The organism is Nocardia sp. NPDC049149 (genome assembly GCF_043197455.1).
GTDB lineage: Bacteria > Actinomycetota > Actinomycetes > Mycobacteriales > Mycobacteriaceae > Nocardia.
Genome location: NZ_JBICTD010000002.1, coordinates 561,936 through 581,719 on the forward strand (window position 1 = coordinate 561,936; position 19,784 = coordinate 581,719).

The window sequence follows — 19,784 nt, forward strand, 5'->3', positions numbered from 1 at the left end:
GGTGATCCCGTGCCAGCGGCAATCCCCTCCCTCGCCGCTGTTAACCCGGCCTGCCACGCGCCATTGCGCAACAGACCGGAGGCGCCCGTTCCGGCGAACGCCCCTGCTCGTTCCGGAACACTCCGCAAGGTCGACCTCGGTGTAACTCGGCGCCTCAGCAGCGTAACAATATTTCCACTGATTTTTCAAACTTTTTCTATTGATTTGCTTTCGGCCCTGGCCACGCATACCCTGAAACGCACTATGCATAGCCCTTCGGAGCTGTCGCGACGCCAGAAGCGATTCGGCCGAATCATCAAGGAACGCCGGGACGAGCTCGGACTCACGCAGTTACAGATCGGCGACCTCGGGGGACCTTCGGCACCGACGATTCGCAAGATCGAGGACGGCGACGCGGCGATCAGCACGCACACGCTGAACAAACTCGACGCGCCGCTGCGTTGGCTGCCCGGCAGTGCGGCGCGCACCTACGCGGGCGGCACCCCGGCCGCCGACGAGCCCATGGCGGACCCCCGCCTGCCCGGCGAATCCGTGGTGGCCGGGCCCGACTCGATCCGCTTCGAAATCGCCGACCTCACCGGACTGCTCGCCACCGCGGGCAGGCTCAACGACGCGGTCGAACAGGGCAGAACCACCGACGCGCAGGTCGTCTCGGCGATCGCCGAACTCAACCGGGTGGTCTCCAAACTGTCCGCGCGCTATGCCACCACGATGCTGGAACGCAACGGCGGTCCGGGCCGACAGCTACACCCACTCGTCGAAATGGCGTTCGCGCACCTGCTCGAGGTGCCCGCCGAAGCCAGCGACAGCACCGAACTGCAGGAACGGCGATACCGGCGCTGGCTGGCCGGACGATCGGAGGACGTAGATGCTGCGACAGAAGCCCACTTCCGGGCACGGTGGGTGGCTGCCAACATGGCCACGTCCGCGAGTCGAAACGGCGGGTACTGAGATGACGGAGATGACCAACGGCGCCCCGGCGGAAGCAACGCTCATGCTGAGCCACAAGATCAATCGACTCTTCGCGGTCGTGCACCCGCGCTCCGCACCGGAGCGCAGCACCGCGACGGTGGCCGAACAGGCCGCGGAATACCTGCACCGGCCGCTGCCGTCCAGCTATCTGGAGCGACTACGCAGAGGCGAGTTCGACAGCGAAAAGGCCTCGGCGACAGTCGAACTCGACATCCTGGCGGCGATCGCGCAGAGCTTCGGCGTCGCCGCGGACTATCTCACGACCACCGGCCCCGCCGCCGCCGCGATCGACCGCGAACTCGAGCTGCTCGCGACCATGCGCGACGCCAACGTCGCAAGCATCGCACTGCGTGGTTCGAACATCGACCAATCAATCCTCGCGAAAATCATCGAGAGCACTGAACGATCCGAACCGCCGAGTCGGTAAGATCGACACCTACACGGGGGAACTGAGCTTGGTGTAGGAGATACAACGAATGGCCATGCAGGCCCGGTTCCGGAACCTGACCCGCGACCTTCCGATCCCGCAGCCGTGGGATCTGTCGAGTTATCTGGACGATGTCGCGGAGTATCGAGGCCGCAGCATCAGCCTGCTCCCGATCGATACCGCGCTGCTCGCGGGCAGCGGCTGCGGCACAGGCAGCGGCCTGTGGATCGCCAAGCAGGACAGCGACGTCATCGTCTACGGCGCGGACACCACCGAGTGGCACGCCGAACACATCATCGTGCACGAGCTCGGGCACATGCTGCTCGGCCACGGCCCTGAGCAGCCCGCCGACGAGCAGGCCACCACCACACCCACCGTGGCCGCGGTCGCCGAGCTGCTGCCCTCGATCTCGCCGGAATCCATCGCGCACGTGCTCGGCCGCACCGACTACGGCACCAGCCGCGAACGCGACGCCGAAACCTTCGCCGACATGGTCATGCTGCACGCCATGCGGCCACCGCGCCGAGACTCGTTGCTGCACCGGACATTCTTCCGCGACCGTCGACGGTGACCTCGCCGATCCCGCTGTCTCTTGCGGTCCCGGTGATCGCGTTCGTCGGACTTGTCACGCTGGCCCGTCGAATCGTCCTGCACGACACTCTGATCGATCGCCTGCTCAACAGGGCGATGGTGTGGGCGCTGCTCTGCCTTGTGCTGTGGCAACGCAGCATCGCGCCGCAGCACTTCAGCCTGATGCACCAGCTCTCCATGGGCGCGATCATGATGATGAACGCGAATCTGTATGGCACCGCAAAACTGTGGGCAGGCGCCGAGCCGGACACCGCCCGCACCAGGCAATGGCGCTACGACCTGGTCGGGGCGGCCACTGTCGTCGGCATCCTGCTCGCCGGGACCGCGGCGCGCAACGACGGCAGGCTGATCGGCGCGCTCGCGAACTGGGAAACCGGCGTCGTCATTGTGCTCATGTGGGTCCCGCTGATCGCGTGCGGGCGGCTGGCCTGGCGGGTGGCGACCAGGGAGCTGCGCTCCGACGGCCTCGCCACGCACGAGCGAGTTGTGTACGGGATACTGCTCGCGGCAATGCTTGTCGGCTGCGGCGGCCTGCTGATCACCGTGGTGGAATTCGCGGGTGGGCGGACGGTCGACGATCCCATGGGCGTGCGTTGGGCGGCATCGAACTACAGCGCGATATTCCTCGCCGCCGCCATCTTGGCGGTACCGCTGGTCGCAGCACTGCGCAGCCGCGCAGGCTGGGATCGCTCGGGCCGCGCGTGCCGCAAGCTCGAACCGCTGTGGCGCGACCTGACGGCCGCGGTGCCGGAGATCGTGCTCGCACCACACGTACGAGCAGGCACCGACGCGCGACTGTTGCGGATGACCGTCGAAATCCGCGATGCCCTGATGCACCTGCACCGCTACCTGCCCGCGGACGAGGACACCCGGCGGCGCCCCGAGCGCTACGCGCGACTGATCGCACGCGCCATCGAGGCGAAAGACCACGGATCCGAACCGAGTCCGCGGCAGCCGGGGCACCGCACGGTGGATACCGGTGACATCGACTCCGACGTTCGTCAGCTACTCGAACTCGCGCACGTCTGGAATCGCGATCGGCCGCTGTCTCGCTCGCGCGGCGCCGAGGCGGGAGGCCGCAGATGGGATGCGGTACGCGGCACGTGATTTCGCTTCCTGGCCATCCTCCGGGCATTCAACGAGCGCGCTGAATACCCGGAGCGGCGGGCGAACTGGAGCCAACTATGCGAGCCGGATGAGGCCGTAGTCGAAGGCGTGCCGACGATAGACAACCGACGGTCGGTCGGTCTCTCGGTCTTGGAAGAGGAAGAAGTCATGGCCGACGAGTTCCATCTGATAGAGGGCGTCGTCGACGGACATCGGGGTAGCGGTGTGCACCTTGGTGCGGACGATATGTCCTGGCCCGGCCGCATAATCCGGGGTCTCCACGAGCTCGTCGGCGCGGCCTCGGCCGCCACCGTCGGGGTGGTCGTGCGCGGTGGTGTGCCCGTTCGACAGTGCGAACAGCTGATCGTCAACCAGGTCTGCCGTAGCCTGGGCGACCGACACCGGAGTCTTGTCCCCGTAGTGCACCTTGCGCCGATCCTTGGTGCGGCGCAGCCTGCTCTCCAGCTTGGCGGTCACCGACTCGAGGGCCGCGTAGAAACTGTCGGCGCACGCCTCGGCCCTGACGATCGGGCCCTTGCCGCGTGCGGTGATCTCGACGCGCTGGCAGCTCTTGCGCTGCCGACGATTTCGCTCGTGGAACAGCTCCACATCGAAGATGAAGATCGACGGATCGAAGCGTTCCAGCCGGGAGAGTTTATCTGCGACATAGATTCGGAAGTGATCCGGCACTTCGACATTTCGCCCCTTCACCACGACGTCCGCGCGGGGCGTCCTTGATGGGGTCGCAATGTCTTGCTCGGTCACGTCCATGGTGCGATCTGCCAGCACCGAAGGATCAGCATCGTGCACTGAAGGTCGTGAAGAAGTCGTCACGCGTACCTCCCGAATATGGCCGCACAGACCAAGTGCGTGCGGCGGGATGAGCCGTGCCGAGCGACGAAATCTCTCGGCACATGATGTCCGAGGCGCCACCTCCAAACTCCCGGTTCGGGTGTGTGATCGCGACGCTAGTACGACATTCGGGAGTGCGCCAGTGTTCACGCAAATTTCCCGGAGTCAAGCAGCACAGGTAACCAATACTGCATGTGTCCGTATGCCGGATTCGGCGAGCGCGCGCACCGACTCGCTGGCCGTCGCACCGGTCGTCAAGACGTCGTCGACCAGCACTACCTCGGCGTTTTCCTGGGTCGTGCACGGTGCGACGGAACCGGGTATCGTCGTCACTCGACCACGCAGATTGTGAGCCCGCTCACCCGGTGTCAAGCCCACCGAATCACGCACACCCCACCACACCCGCAACACGGATACCATCCGGCTATCAGTCAGCCAACTCGCGGCTACTTGCGCCATGCGCAACACGGGATCTCCGCCGCGACGCCGTGCGGCCGCCGTCCGGCTCGGCGCGGGCACGAGCACCAGCGGCCGATCCGCCGAGCGCAACCGGGACAGCCCACCCGCCAATGCCAGCCCGAGCGGCTCCGCCAGATCCCGGCGCCCACTCTCCTTGGCCGCCAACACCGCCCGCCGCCCCGGCCCCGTGTACGGTCCGAGCGCCCAGCACGGCACCCCGGGATCGGTGCGCGGCCGCACCCGCACCGGCGGGCACGCGAGCACCGCGGCACACCGCGCGCACCATCCCGCACCCGCCACACCACAACCCGCACACGACAAGGGCAACATCAGATCCAGCAGGGTCCGCATCGCCAGAGTGTGCACCTGCCCACCGACACGAAATGCAAAGGCGACGCACCGCACACCGATCGCACAGCGCGCACAAGCGAAGGGCATCCACCCACCGAACACGAACACGACAGCGCGAACGATCGCATCCGCACATCACCTGGCAGTGCGCAAGCCGCGCACCGATCACAATGTGGCGCAGACGATTACGCCGGCGCTGTCGTCAGCCGGGTAGCACCGGAACGGCATTCGCGCCGAGACCGGGCACCTCGCGCCAATAGGGCTCGCCGCCATCGGGATTGCTGGTCAGTTCGAGCACCGCGCGGGAGTCGGCGACGTACTGGTGTTCCGGGGAGGCGCTCACCTGGCGGACCGGGACGGTCAGGTTCCGGCTCGTCTGGGTGGTCGATCCGGAGCCGTCCAGCGACACGGTGCTCACCGGATCGACGTTGCCTTCGCGGGCGATGAGCAAGGTGTCGCTGCCGAACCAGGAGACCGAGACCGCTGCCGAGGTCGCGCCGAGCCCGACCGGCAGTGGCGACGACAGCGCGAACCGGCCGTCCGGCGTCGGGGCGACCACGACGACGTAGACCTTGCCGTCGGCGATCAGCGCGGCCCGCACCCCGGATCGGGAGACCCGCAACTCGGTGATGGGCGTGCGAAGAGCCGAGGACGAACTGGTGAGCGCCGAGATGTCGACGTCCTGCACCGAGACGGTGCCGGTGGCGCGGTCGTTGACGGCACGGATCACCCGGTCGCCGTCGATGACCGCCCAGGCGGCGGTGCCGTCGACATTCCAGGACGGACGGGTGATGGTCCCGCCTGCCGCGACCGGAAAAGCGTTGCCGCCGTAGGTGCCGATCATCAGCGTCCGCGGCGGATCCGGCGCGGGCCGCCCGGCGTCCGCGACGCCGGCGACCAGCTGACCATCCGGCGACATCGCGGCCGACAACAGGTTGTTCACCGCGCCGAAGTAGCCGGGAACCGGCGTGATCACGCCGTTGTTCTCCGGCACCCGCACCAACGCACCGCCGCGCAGCGCGTGCAGCCCGACTTGGTTGCGCCCGGAGGTCGCCGGGCTGTACTGCTGCACGTCGGCAACCGACCAGCCGTTGGCGAACCGGTCGTCGAGCGGTTTGCCATCGGCGAGCAGCACGTAGGGGCCGAGCACATCGGCGCCTGCGAGCGTGAGCACAACCTGCGCCGCAAGCAATTCGCGCTCGTGCGGGGTGAGCGCCGACGCACCTGCGAAGTCGATCTTCACCCCACCGAGCCCGACACCGACTTCGTCCGTTTCGCCGTTGGCTTTGGTGACGGGGCTGCGCAAGCTGATCGGCGCGGCGAGCTCATTGCGCAGCACCGGGGCGAGCGCGGGCTGGGTGCCTGCGCCGAGCATGCTGAGCAGCCGTTGGGTCAGCTGCACCTTGGGCACCGAGATCCAGCGCAGGTCGGGCACCACGGTGCTGCCGGTCGGATCGGCGAAGTACAGGACGTAGCGCCGGTAGGACTTGCCGAACGCGGTGTTGTCGATCACCACCCCGTCGGGCAGCTCATCGATGCGCCACTCGCCGTTGACCTTGGTCATCTCGATCTTGTTCTCGAGCGGCTCGACGGTGGCCTGGTAGGCGCCGTCCGGGGACAGCTCGCCGACCCGGCGCGCCCGGATCCGGTAGGTCGCCTTGTCGCCGGTTCGCGACTCGCGCAACGTATCCGGCTTCTCCACGATCGTGGTGCCCGTGGTGTCGTCCCATTGCGCCGCGGCCGCCGGGGTCATGTACTGGCGCGCCGCGAGATGCCGGTTGGTGGGATCAGCGGTGGCCTGCATGAAATCACGCAGCAGCAGGTCGGGCTCGCGGCCCTGGGTCGGCGCGGGCGGGCCCTCCGAGGTCGGTTCCCGGTTGATCGTGCCGATCGCCTGGGGCGCCGAGGATTCGGGCAGGCTCGCACACCCGGGCACCAGCGCCAGCGTCGCGAGGAACGCGAGCAGCAGCTGCACCTTCGCAGAACCGACACGCATTCTCATGACGGTACGTCCCCCGATTCACTCGCCGCATCGGCACCCGCCGATGTGGCTTCGGCACCGGCAGGCGACGCGGCCGCCTTCGACACCGAGGTACCCGCTTGCGTTGTCGCATTGTTGACCTGTGCCGCGGCGCCGGTCGGTGCCGCTGCGGTGGCACCCGACGATCCGTTCCCCGCCGCGGTGGCGACCGTACCCGGCGCGCTATCCGGCTCCGGCTCAGTCGAATTCGGCACGACCTCGAGCTCGACCTGGCGCACCACCTGCCTGCGCATGGGCTCCAGCGGCAGCGGGCTCGCGCCGAGCTTCTTGCCGCGCACCAGCGGCAGCGTCAGCCGGAAGCTCGCGCCGACACCGGCCTCGCCCCACGCCTCCAGCCTGCCCTCGTGCAGGTTCGCGTCCTCGACGCTGATCGACAGGCCCAGGCCGGTACCGCCGGAGCGGCGCATCCGCGACGGATCCGAACGCCAGAACCGATTGAAGACCAGCTTCTCCTCGCCGGGCCGCAGGCCGATGCCCTGGTCGCGCACCACCACCGAGACGGCGTTGGCGTCGAGATCGCCGCGCATCCTGATCAGCACCGGCTTGCCCTCGCTGTGGTCGATCGCGTTGGCGAGCAGGTTGCGCAGCACCCGCTCGACCCGGCGCGGGTCCACCTCGGCGACCAGCGGATCCTCCGGCAGATCGATGACGACCTCGACGCCCGCGTCCTTCGCCAGGTGCCGCACCGTCGAGATCGCCGCCCGCGCACACATCCGCACATCCAGCGATTCGACCTGCAGCTCGGCGACGCCAGCGTCGTGGCGGCTGATCTCGAGCAGGTCGTTGAGCAGTCCCTCGAACCGATCCAGCTCGTTGACAAGCAGTTCCGCGCTGCGCGCCAATGCGGGATCCAGATCGTCGCTGCTGCCGTGGATCAGGTCGGCGGCCATGCGCACGGTGGTCAACGGGGTGCGTAGCTCGTGGCTGACGTCGGAGGTGAAGCGGCGCTGCAGGTTTCCGAATTCCTCGAGCTGGGTGATCTGGTTGGACAGGCTCTCGGCCATCTCGTTGAACGCCTGCGCCAGCCGCGCCATATCGTCTTCGCCGCGGACCAGCATGCGTTCCTTGAGCCTGCCGTCGGCGAAGCGGCCCGCGATCCGCGCGGCCGACCGAATCGGCAACACCACCTGCCTGGTCACCAGCGCGGTGATCGCCGCGAGCAACACAAGCAGCACGATGCCACCGATCAGCATGGTGCCGCGCATCAACGACAGCGTGCGCTGCTCGCTGGCCAGCGGGAAGATGAGATAGGTCTCCAGCGTGGGTATTTCGATGCTCGGGCTGCCGATGATCAGCGCGGGCCCGTGATATCCGTTCGAGTCCGAGATCGTGGCGAACTGGCGGCTGACCTGGCCGCGGCGCACGAACTTGCGCAGCTCGTCCGGCACGTCCTGAATCGGGCCCGCGGAGACCTCGCGCTGTCCGCTGTCCACCATCGCCAACGCGACGTCGTAGCTGCCTGCGACCCCGGTCTGCGGACTGCCACCGCTGGTGAGTTCGTTGCGCGCCTGGGTCAGCGAACTACTCGTGTCGTGGTTGCCGACGCCGACCAGCTGACTGTGCACCGCGTTGCGGGCGCGCGCCATCTCCTCCACGGCCGCGTTGATCTTGGTGTCCAACATCCGGTTGGTGATCTGGTCGGTCAGCACCAGACCCAGGATCGTGAGCACGATCAAGGACAACGTGATGGTGGACACCGCGACCCGAAGCTGCAGCGAGCGCTGCCACAGATGCCCGAGGGCAACACCCACCTCGGTGAACCAGGCCCTCGCCGCCGCAAGCCATTGTTCGAGGCGGCTTCTGGAGCCAGCGGTCACAGCCGCGACTCACTGGCGCTCGCCGCCGTTCGGCACGCTGTGTCCTCGGTCCGCTCGCTGCGCTGGCTCACGGCGGTCCGGCCTTGTAACCGACGCCACGAACGGTCAACACGATCTCCGGGTTCTCGGGATCCTTCTCGACCTTCGCGCGCAGTCGCTGCACGTGCACGTTCACCAGTCGGGTATCGGCGGCATGCCGGTAGCCCCACACCTGTTCGAGCAGCACCTCACGGGTGAACACCTGACGCGGCTTACGCGCCAGTGCGACAAGCAGATCGAACTCGAGCGGGGTCAGCGAGATCTGCGCGCCGCCACGGGTGACCTTGTGCGCGGGCACATCGATCACGATGTCCGCGATGGACAGCAGCTCGGCGGGCTCGTCCTCGGTGCGGCGCAACCGCGCACGCACCCTGGCGACGAGTTCCTTCGGCTTGAACGGCTTGACGATGTAATCGTCGGCACCGGACTCCAACCCGAGCACGACGTCGACTGTGTCGGTCTTCGCCGTCAGCATGACAATCGGGACGCCGGAATCGGCCCGCAGCACACGACATACATCGATGCCGTTCATGCCGGGCAGCATCAGGTCCAGCAACACCAGATCAGGGCGGATCTCGCGAACCGCCGCTAGGGCCTGTGTGCCATCGCCGACCACATGCGGGTCGAACCCTTCCCCGCGCAAGACGATCGTGAGCATCTCAGCGAGCGCCATATCGTCGTCGACGACCAGAATCTTCGGCTTCATAATTACTATGTTGTCATCTCCCAGGCCAGGATCGGGCCGCCACGCCAACACTGGTGCGAACCTGCGGCACATCCAACCCTATCGAGCAATAAGTTCAGCGAATCGCGCGGTCACCGTAGCTGGATCGTCACCGGATCGGTATCTCCACCAGGGGCCGTACCAGTCACGATCAGCCAGCTCACGGTACACCTCGCCGGTGCGGTGCTGCAGCCCGCCGTCGCGTTCGTAGGCGTCGAGCGCGCGGCTGTCGTCGAGTTCGCCGCGGCGGCGCGCCCGCTCGGCGGCGATCTCGGTCGGCACGTCCAGCAACATCTGCAGGGCGGGCACCGGCAGCTCGAATCGCCCGAACTCCAATTCCCCCACCCAGCGCACGATTTCGCCGTCCGCCGACTCGCTGAGGCGGGCCGCCGAATACGCGGCATTGGAGGCGACGTACCGATCGAGCACCACGATGTCGTTATCCGCCAACAGCTTCGACAGCTCGTCGCGGGCGCCCGATCGGTCCAGCGCGAACATCAACGCCATGCCGTTGACCGAGCCTGCGAGGTCGCCGTGGCCACCGCGCAGCGCCTCGGCGGCCAGATCGGCGTGCACCGATCGGCCGTAGCGCGGAAAGGCCAGCGTCGCCAGCCGGATTCCGCGCGCCTGTAGTTGTGCGCCGACGCCATCGATCAAGGTGCGTTTCCCCGCACCGTCGAGGCCTTCCACCGCAATCAACACGCCCATAGCGAGCAGACTAGCGGTCACTGCCCGTCGGCCTGATCCAGGCCGACGGGTCGAGAATCCCTACGCGCACCGTCCGTTGCAGGAGCGCGACCAGATGATTCCGCAGCCATTGCCCAGGTTGCAACGCGGCACCGTGCCGATGCAGCCGCGGTTGTTGCTGCACCAGTTGCTGGACACGCTGCAATCGCAGTTGGGCTCCTTGGCCACCACGGCGAGACCACTGGCCGCGGTGTCGGGGCCGAGCACGCCGACGATCCTTCGTGCCGCCGAGTCGCCGAATTCGGCACGCATGCGGTCGCTCGCGGTGTCGAGTTGCACGGACAGTTCCACGGATTGATCGCGGCGGAACGAGTTCGGGTCGGCGGCCAGATTCTCGACCGCGCGCAGCGCGGCGTCCTGCGCGGGTGAGAGCCGATCGTGTGCCGCACGCGCCATGGCCAGATGTTGTGTCCACAACCTGCTCTGCACCTCGGCGGGCAGCTGCAGCACCATCGCCCTGCGGTATTCCACTGGGTACCTGGAGATTTCGTCGAGGTCGCGCGGCAGCGAAGCCAGGTTGGCCTGCAGCCAGCGGTCGATCGTGGCCGCCTCGGCCGACCCCGAACCACGGCTGAGCATCATCGCACCGAAGAAGACGGCGCCGGTCCCCGCGAGCAACGCGCCGCGCCGCGAGTGACCGACGGCGACGGGTCGCTCGGCTGCGGCCTCGCTGCGCGCGAACTCACCGAGCCCGCGGAGCACCCTGACTCCGGCACGCAGCCCGAGCCGACGCACCAGCGGGACGGTGAGCGCGGCGCCCGTCCACCCGCGCACGCCGGTATCGGTCACCCGGAGCAGCGTCGGCTGCCACGCGGCGGTCGGGCCGAGACTGTCGTGCCGCCACCGCACCACCTCCGGATCCGTCAGCGGGCGGGTGTCCAGCCGGTCACCCGCGACCTCCGTGACGATGTCGGAAATTCGCCTGCACTTGGCGCAGGAAGAATCGAACGCCAGAATCCATCGGTTGTCATTCATTGCGGCACACCCCCAAAGTCGCCGGCGAGCCCTTCGCCGGACCGCATCGGTAGCGCAACAGTACGAATGACACGCGGACCGATCAATGGAATCGCCGCCGGAAACGCCACCATGGCAGCCGGGTTGGCAGTGGCAGTCGGGTTGGCAGTCGGGGTGCCGAGACACCAAGGCCGCCGGGACCTTTCGGTTCCCGGCGGCCGAGTGTGCTGGTGAAATCTCAGTGCGTGGATCTCACTGTGGAGACCCGCGCCGCGTGGATCTCAGTAGCGGTAGTGCTCCGGCTTGAACGGACCGTCGACATCGACGCCGATGTACTCGGCCTGATCCTTGGTCAGCTTGGTCAGCGTGCCGCCGAGCGCCTCGACGTGGATCTTCGCGACCTTCTCGTCGAGGTGCTTGGGCAGGCGGTAGACCTCGTTGTCGTATTCGTCCGGCTTGGTCCACAGTTCGATCTGCGCGATCACCTGGTTGGAGAAGCTGTTGGACATCACGAACGACGGGTGGCCGGTGGCGTTGCCCAGGTTCAGCAGGCGGCCCTCGGACAGCACGATGATCGCCTTGCCCGACTCCTTGAACGTCCACAGGTCGACCTGCGGCTTGATGTTCAGCCGGTCCGCGCCGGAGCGCTCCAGCGCCGCCATGTCGATCTCGTTGTCGAAGTGACCGATGTTGCCGAGGATGGCCTGGTCCTTCATCGCCTTCATGTGGTCGAGGGTGATGATGTCCTTGTTGCCGGTCGAGGTGATCACGATGTCGGCGTTGCCGATGGCCTGCTCGACGGTGACGACGTCGTAGCCGTCCATCAGCGCCTGCAGCGCGTTGATCGGGTCGATCTCGGTGACCTGCACCCGAGCGCCCTGTCCCGCAAGCGATTCCGCACAGCCCTTGCCGACGTCACCGTAGCCGCAGATCAGCACCTTCTTGCCGCCGATGAGCACATCGGTGCCGCGGTTGATGCCGTCGATCAACGAGTGGCGGGTGCCGTACTTGTTGTCGAACTTGCTCTTGGTGACCGAGTCGTTGACGTTGATCGCCGGGAACACCAGCTCGCCCGCCGCGGCGAACTGGTAGAGCCGCAGCACGCCGGTGGTGGTCTCCTCGGTGACGCCCTGCACCGAATCCGCAATCGCGCTCCACTTGCCCTTGTCGGACTCGAAGCGTTCGCGCAGCAGGTTCAGGAACACCTTGTACTCGGCCGAGTGGGTGTCGTCCTCCGGCGGCACCACGCCCGCCTTCTCGAACTGCGCGCCGCGCAGCACGAGCATGGTGGCGTCGCCGCCGTCGTCGAGGATCATGTTGGCAGGCTCGTTCGGCCAGGTGAGCATCTGCTCGGCCGCCCACCAGTACTCCTCCAAAGTCTCGCCCTTCCAGGCGAAGACCGGGGTGCCCTTGGGCTCGTCGATCGTGCCGTGCGGGCCGATGACGACCGCGGCGGCGGCGTGGTCCTGGGTGGAGAAGATGTTGCACGAGGCCCAGCGCACCTGTGCGCCGAGCGCGACCAGGGTCTCGATCAGCACGGCGGTCTGCACGGTCATGTGCAGCGAGCCGGAGATCCGCGCGCCCTTCAGCGGAAGCACATCCGCGTATTCGCGACGCAGCGCCATCAGACCGGGCATCTCGTGCTCGGCCAGCCGGATCTCTTTACGGCCGAACTCGGCCAGCGCCAGATCCGCCACTTTGTAGTCGATGCCATTGCGGACATCGGCGGTGAGCGAAGTTCGCGCGGGAAGTTCTGAGGTCGTCATAGCCTCTATCTGCCTCTCCTGGAAGTCGGTACCAACACGCAAGGCTAGTCGCTGGCGCGGCGGGTGGGTACACCGTACTCACCCTTGCTAGCTTGGCGCGATGCCGAACCTCCGCGCCATTGTCACGACCACCGTCGTCGGCCTGCTAGCCGTCGGCGTGAGCACCGCCTGCGACGACTCGTCGAACTCCGCACCCGCTACCCCACCGCGAACCGTGGAGCTGCAGGCACATCGCGGCGGCCGCGGCCTGACCGTCGAGGAATCGCTGCCCGGCTTCGCCAAGGCGATCGAACTCGGTGTCAGCACACTGGAACTCGACATCGTGCTCACCGCCGACAAGGTGCCGCTGATCTGGCACGACCCCACCATCCTCGCGACCAAGTGCGCGGACACCGCACCGGCGACCGCGGACGATCCGCAGTTCCCCTACGTGGGCAAGCTGGTGCACGAGCTGAATTACCGGCAGATCCAGACGCTGGACTGTGGCCGAACTCTCGCCGATTACCCCGGGCAGCAGGGCCTGCCGGGCAACCGCATCGCGACCCTGCCCGCGCTGTTCGATCTGGTGAAGTCCTACCCAGGCGCTCGGCTGCGCTACAACATCGAAACCAAAGTGGAGGCGGAGCATCCCGAGCAGTCGGCGACGCCGCAGGAATTCGTGGATGTCATTCTTGCCGCGGTCACCGCGGCGGGCGAAACGGGCAATGTCGACATTCAGAGCTTCGATTGGCGTTCGCTGCCGCTGGTGCGCAAGGCGGATCCGACGATCCCGTTGGTGGCGCTCTACGACGACACCACCTTCGTCGCGGGATCGAAGTGGCTCGGGCCCATTCGCTTCGAAGATCACGCGGGCGATCCGCTGACCGCGGTGAAAGCGCTCGGCGCCAACGCCGTATCGCCGGGCTACTCGACTCCCTACGGCAAGAAGGCAGGCCAGCCCGGCTTCGCGCTGGTGGCCGACAAGACCTACGTCGATCGCGCGCACGGGTTCGGCCTGCGGGTGATCCCGTGGACGGTGAACGACAAGGCGACGATCGCCGCGCAGATCGACACCGGTGTGGACGGGGTAATCACCGACTACCCCGACCGGATGCGAGAGGTGTTGCAGGAGAAGGGTTTCCCCGTACCTCCTGCCTACCACCGCTGAACCGGGGGCCGGCGCCACGACTAGGCCGCGCCGGACTCCCGCATCTCCACTTCCGCCACCGGCACGCTCGGCTCACGCACGACAGGCTCCACCACGCTCGGCGCACCGACCGGCTGCCCGTACTTCGCCAGCAGCTTCTTGCGCATGCGCGGGTGAATGTTGGCGCGGGTGACGTCGCCGTTGTAGTGCTCGAGCACCCGGTGGTCCATCACCGCGCGCCACAGCGGCGGGAGGAACGCGAACAGGATCATCGTCGCGTAGCCTGCGGGCAGCTGCGGCGCCTGCATCGAACTGCGCAGGGTCTGGTACCGACGGCCCGGATTCGCGTGGTGATCACTGTGCCGCTGCAGGTGGAACAGGAAGATGTTGGTGACGAGCCGGTCGCTGTTCCAGCTGTCGCGCGGCGAGCAGCGCGCGTATTTCCCGTTGGCGCGCTTGGCCCGCAGCAGTCCGTAATGCTCGACGAAGTTCACCGTCTCCAGCAGCCCGGCACCGATCACGGCCTGCAGGAGCAGCCACGGCAGCAGACCGATGCCGAAGATCGCGATCAGCGTGCCGAACAGCACCACGCTCATCGACCACGCCTGCAGGATGTGGTTGTGCACGCTGAACCAGCGCATGTTCTTGCGCTCCAGGCGGACCCGTTCCAGCTCGATGGCCGAGCGGAAGCTGCCGAACACGCTGCGCGGCAGGAACTCCCACAGCGTCTCGCCGAGCCGGCCGCTGGCCGGGTCCTCCGGCGTCGCCACCCGGACGTGGTGGCCGCGGTTGTGCTCGACGAAGAAGTGGCCGTAGCAGGACTGCGCCAGCGCGATCTTGGCCAGCCAGCGCTCCATGTGTTCGACCCGATGTCCGAGCTCGTGCGCTGCATTGATGCCGATGCCGCTGACAAATCCCAAGGTCGTGGCGAGACCGAGTTTGTCGACCAGACTCAACTCGGCACCCGACCACATTGCGCAGGCAATGAGCAGACCAATTAGTTGAACAGGAAGGAACAAATAAGTGCACCACCGGTAATACCGGTCATTGGACAGCAACTCGTAATCTTCATCGCGCGGATTGGTGCCGTCCTCGCCGACAACCCAGTCGAGGACCGGGATGATGATCAACACGATGATGGGACCGATCCACCAGAACACCGTTGCGCCCGTGCGCAACACGAGCTGCGAGGGCAACAGCGCGCTCAGTGGAGCGATCAGCCCGAAAACCCACAGGTGCCGTTTGGGATCGGTTGCTACCCGCAGTTTGCCAGCCGTTTGCACGTTTCTCCCGCTAAATAGAATCCCTGTCTCCGACGTACGAGAATAGTTCCAGACTGTACGACCATTTTGCAGACTTTGACAGTTGAAACGTGATCAGGATTACAATCTTGCCGGTTGGTTTTTAAGCGGACGCACATGTGAGTGAAGCTGGGGCTTACTCAGCGCAAACCGACTGCTGTTTTTGGTATAGAGATCAGTGATCGATCCGAGCGGCCAAAATCGCTTCGACATAGGGGCTCAGCAACGCGCTCAACTCCGCGGGCGCGTCCCGTCCCGCGCGCGGCGGCGTCGGGATGTAGCTCAACGCGATCCGGACGAGCGAGTGCGCGATGACGTCGGACTCGGCGGCCGTCGCCGCGACCCAGCTGTGCTGGAAAGCCAGCGAAAGCCGCGCAGTGGCGCGGTCGAGCAACGGTCCGGCGTCAAGGGTGATGAGCCGCAACAGATCCAATTTCACCTCGCCTGCGAGCAGCGACTGCACCAGCGGATCTCCGGCGGCGTCGGTGAAGAAATTCGTCATGCCCTCGCGGAACGCGGCGCGGACATCGCCGACATTGCCCGCGATGGCCGCGTCCACATGATCGACCAGATCGTCGGCCAGGCGTAGCGCATAGGACTGGGCAAGCCCACTGCGGGAACCGAACTCGTTGTAGAGCGTCTGCCTGCTGACCCCGGCACTGGCCGCCACGTCACCGAGCGTGATCTTGGACCAGTCACGCTCGGTGAGCAGCTCGCGCATCGCGTCGAGGACCGAGGTGCGCAACAGCTCCCGCGCCGCCTCCGGATAGGGGACACGAGTTCCGTTGCGTGGCATACCCGCGACACTGTCACGGGCGGTTCCCGCAGTCAAAGCCTCACGACCGTTCGATTTCGACCATGAAGAAGTCGGCCTTCGCCGCGCCACAGTCCGGGCAGCTCCAGTCGTCGGGAATGTCGTCCCAGCGGGTGCCCGGCGCGATCCCGTCCTCCGGCCAGCCCTCGGCCTCGTCATATTCGAAGCCACATTGAATGCACTGAAAAAGCTTGAATTCGGTCATTTCGGAACTCCCATCGGTTCGAAGTCGATCTTTTCCCTGACCCCACAGTCCGGACAACACCAGTCGTCCGGGACTTTCTCCCACCGGGTGCCCGGGGGAAACCCCTCGTGCGGCTCGCCTTTCGCCTCGTCGAACACGTAGTCGCAGACGGGGCAGCGATACCGACTCATGCCCGCACCTCCCCGGTCGCACCGCCCTGATAGCGCGCAATCACTTTGTCCCTTTTGCCGGGTTGAATGTTCGCCCGCGCGATGTCGCCGTCGTAGTGGGCCAGCACCCGCTTGTCCATCACCCGACGCCACACCGGCGGGAAGTAGGCGAGCAGGATCATGCTCGCGTATCCCGCAGGCAGATTCGGCGCGCCGTCCCAACTACGCAGAGTCTGATAGCGCCGGGTTGGATACGCGTGGTGATCGCTGTGCCGCTGCAGGTGGTACAGGAAGATGTTGGTGACGATGTGGTCGCTGTTCCAGCTGTGCACCGGCGCGGGCCGCTCGTAGCGACCGGACGCAGTGCGCTGACGGACCAGGCCGTAGTGCTCCAGATAATTGACCGCCTCCAGCAGGCTGAAGCCGACCACCGCCTGCAGGATCAGATACGGCAGCAGGCCGATGCCGAACACCGCGAGCAGCACGGCATACAGCCCTGCCGACATCAGCCAGGCGCTCAGCACCTCGTTCTGCAAGCTCCACGGCTTCTTGCCGAGGCGCTCGAGCCGGGCCTTCTCCAACCGCAGCGACGAGATCAGGCTGCCCCAGACGGTGCGCGGCCAGAAGGCCCAGAAGCTCTCGCCGACACGCGAACTCGCCGGATCCTCCGGCGTCGCGACGCGGACGTGGTGGCCGCGGTTGTGCTCGATGTAGAAGTGCCCATAGAACGACTGAGCCAGCGCGATCCTGGACAGCCAGCGCTCCAACTGCACCTTCTTGTGGCCGAGTTCGTGCGCGGTGTTGATGCCGATGCCGCCGATCATGCCGACGGTGATCGCCAGCCCGATCTTGTCGACCAGGTGCAGGCCGCCGTCGATGCCGAGCCAGCTGACGTTGTCCGCGGTGATCAGGTAGCAGGCCATGATCAGCGTCGCGTACTGGAAGGGCAGGTACAGGTAGGTCAGGTAGCGGTAGTACCTGTCGTGCTCCAGGTACTCCATCACCTCGTCCGGCGGGTTGTCGCCGTCGGGCCCGAAGAAGATGTCCGCCAACGGAATCAGGATGTACACCAGGATCGGCCCGAGCCAGAACGGCACCTGCGCCAGCCGATGCCAGCCGAGCTCGTTGAGTGCCCAGATCACCGGGATCCCGATGGTGAACAGACCGGTCGGGGCGAACAGGCCCCAGAGCCACATATAACGCTTGCGATCGCGCCAGGCCGGCGTGGCTGCCTGCTGCGCGGACGTGTCGGCTTCAGTCGACATCGTTGTCTCCAATCCAAAAGCGGCACATCACGTGTGATGTGCATTACCTCTGATTTGGACGATAGAGATCGATTTGTCTCCTGTCTAGACAAATCTGCTGATTTGTAAAGCAACTGGATCGGTGCAGACGCAAACACCCCGGTCGGAGGGGTATCCGACCAGGGCGTTCAGGTGGGTTGGTTGTCCAGCGGGGTTAGCGCAGCAGCACGTCGGCGTTCTCGGGCAGCGCGTCGACCGGCCACCAGCGCAGGTCGGTCGACTCGGCGCTGCGCACCGGCACCGCGCCCGCGGGCGCGGTGATCCGGAACAGCAGATCGAGATGCCTGGTCGGCACGCCGAGCGAGCAGGTGATCGGATGCGCCTGGGCGCCATACAGTTCCGGCTCCATGCGCAGCCCGTCGATGCCGGACTCCTCGACGGCCTCGCGCAGCGCGGCGCCCGCCACCGTGTCGTCGCTCTCCTCGCAGTGGCCGCCGAGCTGGATCCAGCTGCCGACCCGCGGGTGCAGGGTCAGCAGCACCTCGCGCTCGTCGTGCGAGAAGACCACCGCCGAGGCGGTGATGTGTCCCGGCGCGTGTTCCCGCAGACACCCCCGCGGCGCCGCGCCGAGAAACGCGAGCATCGCCTGCCGCAGTGATTGATCCGAACCCGCGGGCGGCGACCAGGATTCGAGCAATTCAGTGGCCGAGGCGCGCAGCGATTCCGCACTCACAGTTCCACCAGCCCGAGGCCGGTGGTGCGCACCGGTCGGGGCGTGAGCTCCTCGATCGGGTGACCGATGGCGATGGCGCCCAACGGATTCCAGTCATCGTCGAGGCCGAGAACATCCCGGGTGATCTCCGGCGCGAAGATGGTCGAGCCGATCCAGCAGCTGCCGAGACCCTCGGTGGCCAGCGCGACGAGCAGGCCCTGCACCGCGGCGCCGACCGCGACGGTGAACATGGTGCGTTCGTCGGTGCGCCTGCGCTCGTCCGGATAGTCGTGCGCGCCGTCCGGCACACAGAACGGAATGATCACCTCGGGAGCATCGAAAAGGATACGGCCGCGGGCGATTCGGCGTTCCACCCGTTCCGGCGGCAGGCCGTCCGCGGTCAGATCGGCGCGCCACTTCTCGGCCATCGCGGTCAGCAGCTGCGTGCGCAGTCCCGCCTTGCGCAGCCAGACGAACCGCACCGGGCGGGTGTGGTGCGGCGCTGGAGCCGTCAACGCCACCGCGACGGCGGCCCGGATCCGCTCGGGATCGACAGGGGCGTCCGCGAATTGGCGGATCGACCGGCGCAGCAGCACCGCCTCGCGGCGCCCCTGTTCGATCGCCTCGGCGGTGCCGAGCCAGAACAGGTCGTCGGTGCCGCCGCGCAGCAGATCGGCGGCGCTCGATCCGTCGTCGACCACCGGCAGTCCGCGCACGACGGCCACCGGAACGCCGCCGAGCTTGCCCTTCACCAGATCCGCCGCGGCGGCCAGCTCGTCGGCGATCGCCACCTGGGTGACATGCAGCTCGTTGCCCTGCCCGTCCACCGCGCCCGCGTAGTCGTGCAGCACCCGCAGACCCGAGGCGCCGATCGCGGCGTCGGTCTGGCCGTTGCGCCACGCCCGGCCCATGGTGTCGGTGACGACCACCGCGACCCGCACGCCGAGCCGCGTGCCGAGCGCGGTGCGCAAGGCCGTGGCGCTGGCGTCGGGATCGGCAGGCAGCAGCACCAATTCGCCCTGTTCGACATTCGAGCCGTCGATGCCGGATGCGGCCTGCACGATGCCGAGCTTGTTCTCGGTGATCAAGGTGCGGCCCTTGCGCGCGAGCACACGCACCGCCTCCTGCTCGACCAGCGCCCGACGCGCGGCGTCGCGCTCCTCCGGATCCAGCGGCGCCTCGACGATGCGCCCCTCGACCTTGGCGACGATCTTGCTGGTGACCACGAGGATGTCCCCGTCGGCCAGCCAGGGCGCGGCCGCGGCGATGTGCTCGGCGAGATCGTCGCCGGGACGGAACTCGGGCAGCCCGGTGATCGGCAGGATGCGCAGCTCACTCGCCCCGTGATCGACAATTGCCTCGGCGGCAAGGTGATCGGCGGTGATG

General features: G+C 66.9%; 20 protein-coding genes. 5 read left to right on the forward strand and 15 right to left on the reverse strand.

What is annotated here, in order from left to right:
• The first annotated feature begins 243 nt into the window (after positions 1–243).
• Genes ACGFNJ_RS08295 through ACGFNJ_RS08310 form a run of 4 tightly spaced genes read left to right on the forward strand, consistent with a single transcriptional unit; the run spans position 244 to position 3,097 of the window.
• Positions 244–951, forward strand: coding sequence for a helix-turn-helix domain-containing protein (locus ACGFNJ_RS08295; protein WP_393444842.1), 708 nt, complete (start codon positions 244–246; stop codon positions 949–951).
• 1 nt (position 952) lies between these two features.
• The gene (locus ACGFNJ_RS08300; protein ID WP_393444844.1) at positions 953–1,399 is read left to right on the forward strand and encodes a hypothetical protein; all 447 of its coding nucleotides are present in this window, start codon (positions 953–955) and stop codon (positions 1,397–1,399) included.
• 49 nt (positions 1,400–1,448) lie between these two features.
• Entirely contained in the window at positions 1,449–1,970 is a 522-nt protein-coding gene (locus ACGFNJ_RS08305; protein ID WP_393444846.1) for a hypothetical protein, read from the forward strand.
• A complete protein-coding gene (locus ACGFNJ_RS08310; RefSeq protein WP_393444848.1) occupies positions 1,967–3,097 on the forward strand; it encodes an MAB_1171c family putative transporter in 1,131 nt (376 codons plus the stop codon). Before ACGFNJ_RS08305 ends, ACGFNJ_RS08310 begins: the two co-directional genes overlap by 4 nt.
• A 75-nt stretch (positions 3,098–3,172) precedes the next feature.
• Here ACGFNJ_RS08310 and hpf read toward each other — a convergent pair whose 3' ends face one another.
• The 8 genes from hpf to ahcY form a co-directional block, all read right to left on the reverse strand.
• On the reverse strand, positions 3,173–3,931 hold the full coding sequence (hpf, locus tag ACGFNJ_RS08315) for a ribosome hibernation-promoting factor, HPF/YfiA family (protein ID WP_393444852.1): 759 nt from the start codon (positions 3,929–3,931) through the stop codon (positions 3,173–3,175).
• 183 nt (positions 3,932–4,114) lie between these two features.
• Positions 4,115–4,759 (reverse strand): ComF family protein, encoded by a 645-nt coding sequence (locus tag ACGFNJ_RS08320; protein WP_393444855.1) that lies wholly within the window; start codon positions 4,757–4,759, stop codon positions 4,115–4,117.
• Positions 4,760–4,961: 202 nt separating this feature from the next.
• Complete coding sequence (gene lpqB, locus ACGFNJ_RS08325; RefSeq protein ID WP_393444857.1) at positions 4,962–6,761, reverse strand: MtrAB system accessory lipoprotein LpqB; 1,800 nt, start codon at positions 6,759–6,761, stop codon at positions 4,962–4,964.
• On the reverse strand, positions 6,758–8,617 hold the full coding sequence (gene mtrB, locus ACGFNJ_RS08330) for an MtrAB system histidine kinase MtrB (protein WP_393444859.1): 1,860 nt from the start codon (positions 8,615–8,617) through the stop codon (positions 6,758–6,760). The genes lpqB and mtrB overlap by 4 nt, the downstream gene beginning before the upstream one ends.
• A gap of 67 nt (positions 8,618–8,684) precedes the next feature.
• Entirely contained in the window at positions 8,685–9,362 is a 678-nt protein-coding gene (gene mtrA, locus ACGFNJ_RS08335) for an MtrAB system response regulator MtrA (RefSeq protein ID WP_069163595.1), read from the reverse strand.
• Positions 9,363–9,440: 78 nt separating this feature from the next.
• Positions 9,441–10,088 carry a dTMP kinase gene (locus tag ACGFNJ_RS08340; RefSeq protein WP_393444862.1) on the reverse strand — a complete coding sequence of 216 codons (648 nt, stop codon included), beginning with the start codon at positions 10,086–10,088 and terminating at the stop codon, positions 9,441–9,443.
• Between the two features lie 60 nt (positions 10,089–10,148).
• Entirely contained in the window at positions 10,149–11,102 is a 954-nt protein-coding gene (locus ACGFNJ_RS08345; protein WP_393444864.1) for a bacteriocin fulvocin C-related protein, read from the reverse strand.
• Positions 11,103–11,362: 260 nt separating this feature from the next.
• Complete coding sequence (gene ahcY, locus ACGFNJ_RS08350; RefSeq protein ID WP_393444867.1) at positions 11,363–12,847, reverse strand: adenosylhomocysteinase; 1,485 nt, start codon at positions 12,845–12,847, stop codon at positions 11,363–11,365.
• A gap of 100 nt (positions 12,848–12,947) precedes the next feature.
• Between ahcY and ACGFNJ_RS08355 the strand changes: the two genes are divergently transcribed.
• Complete coding sequence (locus tag ACGFNJ_RS08355) at positions 12,948–13,994, forward strand: glycerophosphodiester phosphodiesterase (protein WP_393444869.1); 1,047 nt, start codon at positions 12,948–12,950, stop codon at positions 13,992–13,994.
• 20 nt (positions 13,995–14,014) lie between these two features.
• Here ACGFNJ_RS08355 and ACGFNJ_RS08360 read toward each other — a convergent pair whose 3' ends face one another.
• From ACGFNJ_RS08360 to ACGFNJ_RS08390, 7 genes are all read right to left on the reverse strand, one after another.
• Entirely contained in the window at positions 14,015–15,256 is a 1,242-nt protein-coding gene (locus ACGFNJ_RS08360; RefSeq protein ID WP_393444871.1) for an alkane 1-monooxygenase, read from the reverse strand.
• A gap of 193 nt (positions 15,257–15,449) precedes the next feature.
• On the reverse strand, positions 15,450–16,070 hold the full coding sequence (locus ACGFNJ_RS08365; RefSeq protein ID WP_393444873.1) for a TetR/AcrR family transcriptional regulator: 621 nt from the start codon (positions 16,068–16,070) through the stop codon (positions 15,450–15,452).
• A 40-nt stretch (positions 16,071–16,110) separates the two neighbouring features.
• On the reverse strand, positions 16,111–16,293 hold the full coding sequence (locus ACGFNJ_RS08370) for a rubredoxin (RefSeq protein WP_069163970.1): 183 nt from the start codon (positions 16,291–16,293) through the stop codon (positions 16,111–16,113).
• On the reverse strand, positions 16,290–16,463 hold the full coding sequence (locus ACGFNJ_RS08375; RefSeq protein ID WP_393444875.1) for a rubredoxin: 174 nt from the start codon (positions 16,461–16,463) through the stop codon (positions 16,290–16,292). The genes ACGFNJ_RS08370 and ACGFNJ_RS08375 overlap by 4 nt, the downstream gene beginning before the upstream one ends.
• Positions 16,460–17,707 (reverse strand): alkane 1-monooxygenase, encoded by a 1,248-nt coding sequence (locus ACGFNJ_RS08380; RefSeq protein ID WP_393444877.1) that lies wholly within the window; start codon positions 17,705–17,707, stop codon positions 16,460–16,462. Before ACGFNJ_RS08380 ends, ACGFNJ_RS08375 begins: the two co-directional genes overlap by 4 nt.
• Positions 17,708–17,900: 193 nt before the next feature.
• The gene (locus tag ACGFNJ_RS08385) at positions 17,901–18,419 is read right to left on the reverse strand and encodes an NUDIX hydrolase (RefSeq protein ID WP_393444879.1); all 519 of its coding nucleotides are present in this window, start codon (positions 18,417–18,419) and stop codon (positions 17,901–17,903) included.
• Positions 18,416–19,783, reverse strand: a complete 1,368-nt coding sequence (locus ACGFNJ_RS08390; RefSeq protein WP_393445904.1) for a coenzyme F420-0:L-glutamate ligase — start codon at positions 19,781–19,783, stop codon at positions 18,416–18,418. Before ACGFNJ_RS08390 ends, ACGFNJ_RS08385 begins: the two co-directional genes overlap by 4 nt.
• Between the last annotated feature and the right edge of the window lies 1 nt (position 19,784).